We start from the raw sequence: 11745 nt of genomic DNA, 5'->3' as shown, positions 1-11745 counted from the left end.
GCGGGGCCAACATCTTACCGCTCCCCCCGCGCGGGGCCCGCCGCGCGCCCGTACACCCCCCCGCGGGGGGGGCGGCGGGGGGGGGGGCCCCCCCCCCCCCGCCCCCCCCGCCGCTTTCCCGCACAGCTTTCCCGCACTGCACCAGAAAGGTCACCCACCCCATGGCCCGCCGCTACGACGAGACCGACCGCGAGGCGCTGCGCGCCCAGCTGGACCGGCCCGTGACGGAGCGCACCTGCCCGGTCTGCGGCCACCTCGGCCTGCGCTCCTACCACCGGGAGAAGCTCGGCCGCGACACCCCGTCGATGATCAACTACCTGTGGTGCCCCGCCTGCCACGCCTACTCCTCGTCCTTCACGTCCGCGGAGCGCCGCACCGTCGACCGCGACCCGCTGGCGGACGCGTACGGCGACCGGGTGCCCGAGCTGATGCGCGATCCCGAGGCCCTGCTGACCGTCCTGGACGGCTACTGGAACGACGGCCGCCTGCCGCAGGCCATGGTCCGTCGCAGGTAGCGCGGCGGGGGGCGGTGCCGGTCCAGCTTCCCGGTCAGAGGGCCAGGGTGCGCCAGCCCCGGGTGATCTCGTCCCGCACGGCGCCCGGGGACGGACGGGCGGTCAGCGCCTCCAGCAGGGCCGCGCCGTCCGAGGGGCGGCCCGCCGGGTCGGGGGAGAGCGCGCCCACGACGACGGCGGCCAGGGCCGGATCCAGGTCCCGGACGGCGGCGAGGGCGGCGGGCTCCGGGCCGGTGTCGACGATCCGCCGGATCACCGCGGCGGTGCTGGTCGCCGCGAACGGGCTGGCGCCGTGCGCCGCGCAGACCACGCAGCAGGCCCAGGCCCAGACGTCCGCGGCCGTGCCGACCCGCTCGTCGCCGAACTGCTCGGGCGCCATGTAGGTCAGGGTGCCGGGCCCACCGCCGACCGCCGTGAGCCTGGTGCCGTCCACCAGGGCGGCGATGCCGAAGTCGAGCAGACGGGGACCCGCCGTGGTCAGCATGATGTTGGCCGGCTTGAGGTCCCGGTGGATCAGGCCGAGCCGGTGCACCCCGGACAGGGCCACGGCCAGCGCGAGGGCCAGGGCGCGCAGCGCCTCGGGGGAGCGGATCGGGCCGTGCTCGCGAAGGTGGGCGTCCAGGGGCCTGCCGTCCAACAGCTCCATCACCAGGTACGGCCGTCCGTCGTCCACCCCGCCGTCGAGCACCCGGGCGGTGTAGGCGCCGGGGACCATGCCCAGGACCTCCGCCTCACGCTCGAAGCGGCGCAACAGCTCGGCTTCGTCGAGGAGTTCGGGGTTGATGGTCTTCAGCGCCACCTGTGTCGCCGCGCCCTCCCGCCGGGCCAGGTACACCGTGCCCATCCCGCCGGAGCCGATCCGGCCGAGCAGGTGGTAGCCGCCGATCGTCCGCGCCTCTCCGTGGCGCATCGGGTGGTGGGCGACGGTCGGGGCCGACGCGGCAGGAGCGACAGGTGGGGCAGGAGCGACGGGCGCGGCCGGTGCGGTCGGTGCAGGCGGTGTGCTCGACGCCGGGGCGGAGCCGGGGGACTGCCGGCGCCGTTCGTTCCCTCTGAAGACGGCCCGGAGCAGCGTGGCGGCGGCGAGGATCACGGCGGCTAGGAAGACCAAGACGACCAGCTCCATGCGGACACCCTAGGGGGCGGTCGACGGGCGCCGCCAGGCTTCCGGCCATCCTGACTTCCTCTCGATGGTCGGTATCTGACGGAACATCACTCCACCCGCGGCGTCCGCGCCCGGGCCGTGCGGGGCCTCGATTCCCGACTCGCTGCGACCGGCGGTTATTGTTGATCTTCATCGTGATCGGGGGTGGGTCCCATCAGTGGGAACAGTGCTGCGCTGAGTGCGCTCGGAACGGACGAACCGCAGGAGATCGCCGGGTACCGGCTGCTCGCGAGGATCGGCGAGGGCGGCATGGGGTCGGTGTACCTGTCGCGGACGCGGGGGAACCAGCCGGTGGCCCTGAAGGTGATCCGCCGGGAGTTCGCGGGGGACGCGGAGTTCCTGCGCCGGTTCCAGCAGGAGGTGCGTGCGGCGCAGCAGGTCCGGGGCTACCACCTGGTGCCGGTGCTGGACCACGACGTGAGCGGGGCCCGGCCGTGGCTGGCGAGCGCGTACGTGCCGGGGCTGCCGCTGGACGAGGCGCTGGCGGCGTACGGCCCGCTGCCGGTGCCCGTGGCGCTGCAGCTCGTCGGCTGCGTGGCCCGCGGGCTGGCGTCCGTGCACGCCGCCGGGGTCGTCCACCGGGACCTCAAGCCGTCCAACATCCTGCTCGGCGCGAACGGCCCGTGGGTGATCGACTTCGGGATCGCGCGCGCCGCCGAGGCCACCCAGCTCACCCGGAGCGGTGGCTTCATCGGCACCCCGCAGTTCATGTCGCCCGAGCACGGAACGGGGGCCGAGATCACGCCGGCCGCCGACGTGTTCTCGCTCGGGCTGATCGCCGCCGTCGCGGCCACCGGCCGGCACCCGTACGGCTCGGGCGGCATGCTGACGGTGGCCACCCAGATCGCCAACACCGAGCTGCGGCCGCCGGACCTGACGGGGTATCCGGAGGAGTTGCGGCCCCTGCTGGAGCGCATGCTCGCCGCCGATCCGGCGGCCCGGCCGACGCCGACCGAGCTGGCGGAGCTGTGCGAGCGCGCCTCGGGCCGCGCCCCGCAGCCGGGCGAGGGCTGGCTTCCGGCCCCGCTCGCCGCGGCCGTGGCCGAGCGCGAGCGGGAGGCGGCGCGCCTGCTGGCGGCGGAGCCCGCACCAGCAACGGAGCCCGCACCGGCGGCCGGGACCGGAGCCGGCGTGCCCACCTACGTGCCCACCCAGGTGTCGGCCCACCCGGGCGGCGGCGTGCACAGTGCGCCCACCCACACCGCACCCCCGCCCCCGGCGGCGCCGCCGCAGGCGCCCACGGCGGCGGCCCGGCCGCCGCGTCGACGGGCGCCGCTGGCCGTCGCCCTCGTGGCCGCCCTGGCGGTGGTGGCCGCCGCCACGGCCTGGCTCGTGTCCGGCGACGACAAGGCCGGAACCTCCGCGGCCACCGGCGCGCCGGTGGCGAACCCGCCCGCCCCCGCGAGCGCGACCGCGACCCCCTCCCTCACCCCCAGCAGGCAGCCCTCCGACGCCCCGCCGGTCACGGCGTCCGCCACCGCGACTCCCAAGCGCGGCTACGAGCCGGTCTTCACCGACCGCCCGCTGCTGATCGGGCCGCCGGTGACCGGCGCGATCATCACCGTCGACCTGGACGTGCCCAAGGTCGTGCCGAACGGAGACGTCAGCGACCACGACGCCGAGTTCTCCTACCTCCTCCAGTGGATGCACTTCCGCACCGCCATGGCCAAGAGCCCGGGGACGTCGCCGGAGCAGTGCCGTCAGTCGGTGGACACCGCCCCGCTGCCCGCGGAGCTCAGCAACACGGCGCTGATCGACCAGAAGGCCCTGAAGAAGGGCGACGTGCTCTGCACCGTCACCGACAAGGGCAACCTCGCGATGCTCAAGATCACCGACGTGAAGCCGACCGGGGCGCCGTACGATCCTCCGGCGTACAGCGTCCTGCTCACGCTCTGGAAGCCGGCCCCGTAGCGCCGCTGCCCGTGGGCGGCCGAGCCGTCTGGTCGATCATCCAGTCCGGATCACCCGGACTGGTGTCCGAGCCTACTCGTTCGGGTGTGCGGCCGTTGCTTCAATGGCCGCACTGAACGGTCGAGGACGGTGGTTGGACGTGGACCTGAACACGGTGGTGGAGCTGCGTGACGCGCGGCGTCGCGACACCTGGCGGCCGGGGGACGCCTGGCTCGGCGGCGGGACGTACCTGTTCTCCGAGCCGCAGCCGCACCTGCGCCGGCTGGTCGACCTGAGCCGGATGGGCTGGGAGCCGGTGCGGACGACCGCGGCGGGGGACCTGGAGATCGCGGCGACCTGCACGATCGCCCAGCTCTCCCGCTTCGCCCGGGAGGCGGAGCTGCCGGCCGCGCCGCTGTTCGAGCAGTGCTGCCGGGCGTTCCTGGCGTCCTGGAAGATCTGGAACATGGCCACCGTCGGCGGCAACCTGTGCAACGGGCTGCCGGCCGGGCCGATGATCTCGCTGACCGCCGCGCTGGACGGTGTGTGCACCCTGCTGTCGCAGAGCGGCGCGGCTCGCCGGGTGCCGGTGAAGGACTTCGTGACCGGCGCGGGCGTCCAGGTCCTGCGGCCGGGCGAGCTGCTGCGCTCGGTCACCCTGCCCGCCCGGGCGCTGGCGTGCCGCACGGCCTTCCGGCAGGCCTCGCTCTACGGGCTCGGCCGCTCCGGCGCCCTGCTGATCGGCACCCGGGACCCGATCGACGGCGAGCTGGCGCTGACGATCACGGCCTCGACCGTCCGGCCGATCCAACTGCGCTTCGCGGTGCCGCCGAACGCGGACGCGGTGCGCGAGGCGGTCACCCACGGCGTCCGGCCCGAGGAGTACTTCGACGACATCCACGGACTCCCCGCCTGGCGCCGGCACATGACGCACCGGTTCGCCGAGGAGATCCGCCGCGAGCTGCTCGGCGAGGCCGGGCGATGAGCTTCAGGATCAACGTCAACGGCGAGGACTTCGACGCCGAACCGAGGCCCGGGCAGTGCCTGCGCACCTACCTGCGCGAGCGGGGCTGGTTCGGGGTGAAGAAGGGCTGCGACGCGGGCGACTGCGGCGCCTGCACCGTCCAGGTGGACGGCGATCCGGTCCACAGCTGCCTCTACCCGGCCCTGCGCGCCGAGGGCCGCTCGGTCACCACCGTGGAGGGGCTGGCCCGGGACGGCGAACTCCACCCGATGCAGCAGCGGTTCCTGGACGCCCAGGGCTTCCAGTGCGGCTTCTGCACGGCCGGCATGCTGATGACCACCTCCGCCGCGGCCTTCGACGCATTCGAACGCGCCGATCTGCCCAGGGCGTTGAAGGGCAACCTGTGCCGCTGCACCGGCTACCGGGCGATCGAGGACGCGATCCGGGGCGTCAAGCACACCGAATCGCCGTGCGCCGGACAGGCCGTGGGCCGCAGCGTCGGGGCGCCCGCCGGGCCGCAGGTGGTGACCGGCACCGCCCGCTACACCTTCGACCTCGAGGTCGAGGGACTGCTGCACATGAAGCTGCTGCGCTCCCCGCACCCGCACGCGCGGATCGTCGCCGTCGACACCTCGGCGGCCCTGCGGGTGCCCGGGGTGGTCGCCGTGTTCACCCACGAGGACGCCCCGGGCAAGCTGTACTCCTCGGCCCGGCACGAGCACCCCACCGAGGACCCGGACGACACCCGGGTGCTGGACGACGTGGTCCGCTTCGTCGGCCAGCGGGTCGCCGCCGTGGTCGCCGAGAGCGAGGGCGCCGCCGAGGAGGGCTGCCGGCGGATCGTCGTCGAGTACGAGGAACTCCCGTACGTCCTCGACCCGGAGGAGGCGATGGCGCCGGGCGCCCCGGTGATCCACCCGAAGGGCCCGGAGTCGCGGATCGCCCGGGCGGAGAACAACGTCTGCGGTGAGGCGCACGGCGAACTCGGCGACGTCGCGCAGGGGTTCGCCGAGGCGGACGTCGTCTACCAGGAGACCTTCCGCACCCAGCGGGTGCAGCACGCCAGTCTGGAGACCCACGGCTGCGTCGTCTACTTCGAGGAGACCGCGGCCGGGGCCGGGGCGGCCGCCGGGGCGGAGCCCGGGCCGGGTGCCGAGCCGGGGTCGGGTGCCGGGCCGGGGTCCGGTTCCGGTGCTGGTTCCGGCGCCGGGTCCGGGCCCGAGGACGGCTCCGGGGCCACCGGACTGCCGGCCGGGCGCAGGCTCGTGGTCCGCACCTCCACCCAGGTGCCGTTCCTCACCCGCAGGGCGCTGTGCGACCTCTACGACCTGCCGATGGAGAGGGTGCGGGTGGTGGCGGGCCGGGTCGGCGGCGGCTTCGGCGGCAAGCAGGAGATGCTCACCGAGGACATCGCGGTGCTCGCGGCGCTGCGGCTGCACCGGCCGGTGAAGCTGGAGTTCACCCGGGCCGAGCAGTTCTACGGTGCCACCACCCGCCACCCGTTCCGGATCACCGTCAAGCTCGGAGCCAAGCGCGACGGGACGCTGACGGCCGTCCAGTTCAGGGTCGTCGCCGACACCGGGGCGTACGGCAACCACGGACCGGCGGTGATGTTCCACAGCATCGGCGAGTCGATGGGCGTCTACCGGGCGCCGCACAAGAAGGTCGACGCCTACTCCGTCTACACCAACGCCGTGCCCGCCGGGGCCTTCCGCGGTTACGGCCTCGGCCAGGTCACCTTCGCCCTGGAGTCGGCGATGGACGAGCTCGCCCGGTGCCTCGGGATCGACCCGCTCGTGCTGCGCGAGCGGAACGTCATCGGCCCCGGCGAGCACATGCAGGGCCCGCTCGGCGAGGAGGAGGACCTGCGGATCGCCAGCTACGGCCTGGACCAGTGCCTGGGCGTGGTGCGCAACGCCCTCGCCGACGACACCAGCGCCGAACTGGCCCCCGAGGGCTGGCTGGTGGGCCAGGGCTTCGCCATGGCGGCGATCGCCTGCGGGCCGCCCGGCGGCCACATCGCCGACGCCACCGTGAAGCTGCTGGAGGACGGCAGCTACGACATCGCGGTGGGCACCGCGGAGTTCGGCAACGGCACCACCACGGTGCACCAGCAGATCGCCGCCGGGGCCCTCGGCACCACGGTCGAGCGGGTCGTCGTCCGGCAGTCCGACACCGACGTCGTCCGGCACGACACCGGTGCCTTCGGCTCGGCCGGCACGGTCGTCGCCGGCAAGGCCGTGCTGAGAGCGGCCACCGCGCTCGCCGAGCGGATCCTCGGCTTCACCGCGGAGTACGCCCGCACCCCGCGCGGTCCGCTGCGGCTCACCGCCGGCGCGGTGGAGGGCGGCGGGCGGCTGGTGACGCTCAAGGAGGTCTTCGAAGCCGCCCGCGCCAGGGGAGTGGAGCTCAGCGCCGACGGCCACTTCGGCGGCTCGCCGCGCTCGATCGCCTTCAACTCCCAGTGGTTCCGGATCGCCGTCGATCCGGACACCGGCGAGATCCGCATCCTGCGCAGCGTCCACGGCGCCGACGCCGGGAAGGTGATGAACCCGCTGCAGTGCCGCGGCCAGGTCGAGGGCGGGGTCGCCCAGGCCCTCGGCGCCACGCTGTTCGAGCAGGTGCTGGTCGACGGACGCGGCGAGGTCACCACCGCGGCCTTCCGCCGCTACCGGCTGCCCGCGTTCGCGGACATGCCCCGCACCGAGGTGCACTTCACCGACACCTCGGACGCCATAGGGCCGCTCGGCGCGAAGTCGATGTCGGAGAGCCCGTTCAACCCGGTGCCGCCCGCCTTCGCCAACGCGCTGCGCGACGCGACCGGCATCCGCTTCACCGAGACGCCGTTCCTGCGCGACAAGGTGTGGCAGGCCCTCGACGAGCACCGCCGGCGTTCCGGCACCGCCGCCTGACGCCTCGACACCGCCTGCGTCCCGGGCCTGGACACCCGGCCCGGGCGTGAGCCCCCGACATCGGGCCTGAGCCCCCGGCCGCGGGCCCGATTCACCGGCCTCGGCGGGGTGTCCGGTGGCCGGGGGCCGGCCCTGCGGGGTCGACGCCTCAGCTCCGGGCCAGCAAGCCGTCGACGGCCCGCCGCGCCAGGTCCGCGGCCCCGGCCTCGCCGAGCCGCAGGGCGGTGTTGGCCGCGGAGAGGGCGGCGTCGATCTGGAATGCGGCGAGCTCGGGGTCGATCTCCCTGATCTGCCCGGCCTCGACACCGCGGCGCACCTCGCCGGCGAGCAGGGCCAGCCAGTCCCTGCGCTGCCGGGCCAGGGCGTCGCGGACCGCCCCGGGGCGGCTGTCGAAGTCGGGAAGGCTCGCCGCCCAGAAGCAGCCGCCCGGGAAGAGCGGCGCGCTCGCGTAGCCGATCCAGTGCTCGGTCAGGGCGCGCAGCCGCTCGGCGCCCCCGGGGTCGGCCGGTACCGGGCGCACCACCTCGTCCAGGAAGGCCTCCCGGGCGGCTTCGACGGTGGCGAGTTGGAGTTTCTCCTTCGTCCCGAAGAGGGTCTGCACGCCGCTCTTGCTCAGGCCCAGGTCGGTGGCCAGGCGTCCGATGCTCAGCCCGGACAGCCCTTCCAGGGAGGCCACGTCGACGGCGTGGCGGCTGATCGCCCTGCGGGTCCGGTCGCCGCGGACCAGGCGGAGGTCGGCGCGTTCGGGAGCCTCGTCCATCGGAAGGTCGTTCATGGGGCCATCCTGCCATGCTTGAACAATACGTACGACCGGTCGTATGGTTTCTGTGTGACTGGAACGACGTTACCCCTGACCGAGGATTCAGACCCCTACTGCCTGCCACCCGACCGCGCCGCCGCGCTGCTCGCCGACGCCCCCTGGCGCCGGTTCGCCGTCATCGGCGACAGCCTCTCGGCCGGGACGGGCGACCCGCGCCCCGGCTACGCCTCCGGCGGCTGGGCCGACCGCGTCGTCCGCGCCCTGCGCCGGGTCCACCCCGACCTCGCCTACGGGAACACCGCCGAGGTCGGTGCGACGACCGCCCGGACGCTGGCGGACCAGGCGCCGCGGCTCGCCGGGTTCCGGCCGGACCTGGTCCACGTGCCGTGCGGCGCCAACGACCTGTTCCGCGCCGAACCCGACTACGCGCGGATCGAACGCGACCTGCGGCGCGTCTTCGAGGTCGCCGCGTCCACCGGTGCCCGGCTGACCGTCTTCACGCTGGGCCGGGCGTTCCGCCTGCCGGCCGTGCCGGACTGGGACCACAGGATCCGGACGCTCAACGCCGTCACCCGGGAGCTGTCCCGCGCCTTCGGGGCCGTTCTGGTCGACATGTGGGACCACCCGGTCAACGACCGCCCCGACCTGCTGAGCGCGGACGGCATCCACTTCGCCGCGGCGGGCCAGGCCGTCCTGGCCGCCGAGGTCGTCAAGGCGCTGGCAGCTGCGGCCGGTGCGGCCGGTGCCCGGGGGAGCCGGTCATGAGCCGTACGGAAACGCCTGCGGACCTGCCCGCCGCCGAGCGTGCGGCGCCCGCCGCCGTGCCCTGGTCCGCCGTGTCCGTTGTCCTGGTCGGCGCCTTCATGGCCATCCTGGACGCGTTCATCGTCATCGTCGCCGGGCCCTCGATCCAGGCCGGACTCAACGCCTCCGCCGGGGAGTTGGAGTGGATCCTGGCCGGGTACCAACTCACGTACGCCGTGCTCCTGATCACCGGGGGCCGGCTGGGGGACCTGTTCGGGCGCCGGCGCATGTTCGTCACCGGGATGGCCGTGTTCACCCTGGCGTCCGTGGCCTGCGCGGCGGCACCGGGCGCCCTCGTCCTCATCGTCGCCCGCCTGGTGCAGGGCCTCGGGGCGGCGGTGATGCTGCCCCAGACCTTCGCCGCCGTCACCGTCCTGGTCCCCGCCGCGAGCCGCCACCGCGTCTTCGGCGTGCTCGGCGTCGTGATGGGCGTCGCCACGATCAGCGGACAGCTCGTGGGCGGGCTGCTGATCGGCGCCGACCTCTTCGGCTCCTCCTGGCGGCCGGTGTTCTGGATCAACGTCCCGATCGGAGTGGCGACGATCTGGCTGGCCGCCCGGCGGCTGCCCGAGTCCCGGGCGGTCGGCGCCCGCCGGCTCGACGTCCCGGGTGTCCTCGTCCTCAGCCTCGCCCTGTTCCTGCTCGCCTTCCCGCTCATCCAGGGCCGGCAGGAGGGCTGGCCGGCCTGGACCTGGCTGTGTCTGGCCGGCAGCGGTCTCGCCCTGGCCGCCTTCGTGGCGATCGAACGGCGGACCGGTGCGCGGGGAGGCGACCCCCTGGTGCGGATGTCGCTGTTCCGCACCCGCTCCTTCGGGGTCGGCATCCTCCTGGTCCTCGTCGTCTACACCGTCGTGACCTCCTACTACCTGGTGCTGTCGATCTCCCTCCAGGACGGCCTCGGACTGTCCGCGCTCGGCGCGGGGCTCGTGTACACCCCGGCGGCGGTCATGTTCTTCAGCTTCAGCATGATCGCCAGCAGGCTGGTGCCCCGGCACGGCCGGCGCGTCCTGGAGGCCGGCGCGGTGGTCCTGGTCGTCGGGTACGCCGCCACGGCGATCGTGCTGTTCGGCGGTGCCCCGTTCGAGCCCGCCGTGGTCATTCCCACCCTGATGCTGCAGAGCGTCGGCGGCGGACTGCTCATCACCCCGGCGATGAACGTCGTCCTGGCGCGGATCGCACCCGAGGACGCGGGCACCGCCTCCGGCGTGCTGTCGACGGCCCAGCAGATCGGCGGCGCGCTCGGTGTCGCGGCGATCGGCGCGGTGTTCTTCGCCGCCCTCGGCAGCCCCGCCGCCGACCGGGCCCACGCAGCCGGCCACGCCCTCGCCACGGCGTCCGTCGCAACCATGGTCGCGGCGATCGCCGCGACGGTGCTGGTGTTCCTCCTGCCCGCACGCCACGGTGACTGACGCGTCCCGCCCGGAATCCGCAAAACCCGTACCACGCGCACCACACGTTACGAGAGGCTGTTCCGCATGACTGAGATCAAGCCCTTCCGGATCGACATCCCGCAGGCCGACCTCGACGACCTCCACGACCGCCTGGCCCGCACCCGCTGGACCGACGAACTGCCCGTCGACCCGGACGCGGCGCCGACCGGCCCGGTGCAACCCGGCTGGGAGCGCGGCGTACCCCTGTCGTACGTCAAGGACCTCGTCGAACGCTGGCGCACCACCTACGACTGGCGCGAGCAGGAGGTGCGGCTCAACAAGTACCCGCAGTTCACCACCGAGATCGACGGCCAGAACGTCCACTTCGTGCACGTCCGCTCCCCGCACGAGGACGCCACCCCGCTGATCCTCACCCACGGCTGGCCGAACACCTTCGTGGAGTACGTCGGCCTGATCGACGAGCTCACCGACCCCGCCGACCCGGCGGAGGCGTTCCACGTCGTCATCCCCGACATCCCCGGGTTCGGGTTCTCCGGACCCACCCGCGAGGCGGGGTGGAACCGGCACCGCATCGCCGCCGCCTGGGCGGAGCTGATGCGCCGGCTCGGCTACGAGCGGTACGGCGTGCACGGCAACGACGCGGGGGCCTACATCGCCCCGGAGCAGGGCCGGCAGAACCCGGACAACGTCATCGGCGTCCACGTCAACCAGCTCTTCTCCTTCCCCGACGGCACCCCGGGCGAGTTCGACGGCCTGACGGAGCAGGAGCTGGGGCTGCTGCAGTTCCTGCAGTCCTTCAACGCCGAGATGTCGGCCTTCGCCGAACTCCAGGCCACCAAGCCGCAGAACCTGGCGCACGCGCTCGCCGACTCGCCCGCCGGCCAACTCGCCTGGATCGGCCAGCTGCTGGGCACGGCGGTGGACCCGGACACGGTGCTGACCATCGCCACCGTCTACTGGCTCACCAACACCGGCGCCTCCTCGGCCCGGCTCTACCACGAGGACCGTCACACCGAGCACCCCACCGAGCCGACGACCGCGCCGACGGCCCTGGCGAGCTTCGCCTACGACTTCCGGCCGGTCCGCAAGTTCGCCGAGCGCGACCACGCCAACATCGTGTCGTGGAACGAGTTCGACCGCGGCAGCCACTGGGCCGCCCACGACGCACCGGACCTGCTGGTCGGCGACCTGCGGCAGTTCTTCCGCGGCCTGCGCGAGCGCTGAGGCGCCCGGAGCCGCCAGGCGCTCGCGCCCGGATCCTCTCGGCCACCCACTACCCGCTCAGCCTGACCGTCTTCCCCGGCGAGCGGCTCGACCTCCACCTCGGCTACCGCGCCTCCGCAC

The 11745-nt window shown here is 74.1% G+C and carries 9 protein-coding genes; 7 read left to right on the top strand and 2 right to left on the bottom strand.

Annotation, left to right across the window (positions count from 1 at the left end; all coding sequences use genetic code 11):
• Positions 1 to 161 precede the first annotated feature (161 nt).
• On the top strand, positions 162 to 515 hold the full coding sequence (locus tag ABT247_RS26480; protein ID WP_350746865.1) for a hypothetical protein: 354 nt from the start codon (positions 162 to 164) through the stop codon (positions 513 to 515).
• Positions 516 to 549: 34 nt separating this feature from the next.
• Here the strand turns inward: ABT247_RS26480 and ABT247_RS26475 are convergent, their stop codons facing one another.
• The gene (locus ABT247_RS26475; protein WP_350746862.1) at positions 550 to 1641 is read right to left on the bottom strand and encodes a serine/threonine-protein kinase; all 1092 of its coding nucleotides are present in this window, start codon (positions 1639 to 1641) and stop codon (positions 550 to 552) included.
• Between the two features lie 183 nt (positions 1642 to 1824).
• Between ABT247_RS26475 and ABT247_RS26470 the strand changes: the two genes are divergently transcribed.
• The 3 genes from ABT247_RS26470 (at position 1825) to ABT247_RS26460 (ending at position 7446) form a co-directional block, all read left to right on the top strand.
• Positions 1825 to 3591, top strand: coding sequence for a serine/threonine-protein kinase (locus tag ABT247_RS26470; RefSeq protein ID WP_350746859.1), 1767 nt, complete (start codon positions 1825 to 1827; stop codon positions 3589 to 3591).
• 139 nt (positions 3592 to 3730) lie between these two features.
• Positions 3731 to 4555, top strand: coding sequence for an FAD binding domain-containing protein (locus ABT247_RS26465; RefSeq protein WP_350746868.1), 825 nt, complete (start codon positions 3731 to 3733; stop codon positions 4553 to 4555).
• Positions 4552 to 7446: a molybdopterin-dependent oxidoreductase gene (locus ABT247_RS26460; protein WP_350746856.1), complete on the top strand. Its 2895-nt coding sequence runs from the start codon at positions 4552 to 4554 to the stop codon at positions 7444 to 7446. The genes ABT247_RS26465 and ABT247_RS26460 overlap by 4 nt, the downstream gene beginning before the upstream one ends.
• A 148-nt stretch (positions 7447 to 7594) precedes the next feature.
• Here the strand turns inward: ABT247_RS26460 and ABT247_RS26455 are convergent, their stop codons facing one another.
• The gene (locus ABT247_RS26455) at positions 7595 to 8221 is read right to left on the bottom strand and encodes a TetR/AcrR family transcriptional regulator (protein ID WP_350746853.1); all 627 of its coding nucleotides are present in this window, start codon (positions 8219 to 8221) and stop codon (positions 7595 to 7597) included.
• 54 nt (positions 8222 to 8275) lie between these two features.
• On the opposite strand from ABT247_RS26455, the gene ABT247_RS26450 reads away from it, so the two are divergent.
• From ABT247_RS26450 to ABT247_RS26440, 3 genes are all read left to right on the top strand, one after another.
• Positions 8276 to 8971, top strand: a complete 696-nt coding sequence (locus ABT247_RS26450) for an SGNH/GDSL hydrolase family protein (protein WP_350746850.1) — start codon at positions 8276 to 8278, stop codon at positions 8969 to 8971.
• Entirely contained in the window at positions 8968 to 10419 is a 1452-nt protein-coding gene (locus ABT247_RS26445; protein WP_350746847.1) for an MFS transporter, read from the top strand. Before ABT247_RS26450 ends, ABT247_RS26445 begins: the two co-directional genes overlap by 4 nt.
• A 66-nt stretch (positions 10420 to 10485) precedes the next feature.
• Positions 10486 to 11625 (top strand): epoxide hydrolase family protein, encoded by a 1140-nt coding sequence (locus ABT247_RS26440; protein WP_350746844.1) that lies wholly within the window; start codon positions 10486 to 10488, stop codon positions 11623 to 11625.
• The last annotated feature ends 120 nt before the right edge of the window (positions 11626 to 11745 follow it).

This window comes from Kitasatospora sp. NPDC001539 (genome assembly GCF_040298565.1).
In the GTDB taxonomy this organism is placed as follows: Bacteria; Actinomycetota; Actinomycetes; order Streptomycetales; family Streptomycetaceae; genus Kitasatospora.
The sequence above is the reverse complement of the archived record's forward strand: the minus strand, read 5'-3'. Positions and strand labels throughout refer to the sequence as shown.

Coding starts and splice junctions, on each gene's coding strand:
- ABT247_RS26455 (WP_350746853.1), bottom strand. CDS start 8,221: ATGAACGACCTTCCGATGGACGAGGCTCCCGAACGCGCCGACCTCCGC.
- ABT247_RS26445 (WP_350746847.1), top strand. CDS start 8,968: ATGAGCCGTACGGAAACGCCTGCGGACCTGCCCGCCGCCGAGCGTGCG.
- ABT247_RS26480 (WP_350746865.1), top strand. CDS start 162: ATGGCCCGCCGCTACGACGAGACCGACCGCGAGGCGCTGCGCGCCCAG.
- ABT247_RS26460 (WP_350746856.1), top strand. CDS start 4,552: ATGAGCTTCAGGATCAACGTCAACGGCGAGGACTTCGACGCCGAACCG.
- ABT247_RS26440 (WP_350746844.1), top strand. CDS start 10,486: ATGACTGAGATCAAGCCCTTCCGGATCGACATCCCGCAGGCCGACCTC.
- ABT247_RS26475 (WP_350746862.1), bottom strand. CDS start 1,641: ATGGAGCTGGTCGTCTTGGTCTTCCTAGCCGCCGTGATCCTCGCCGCC.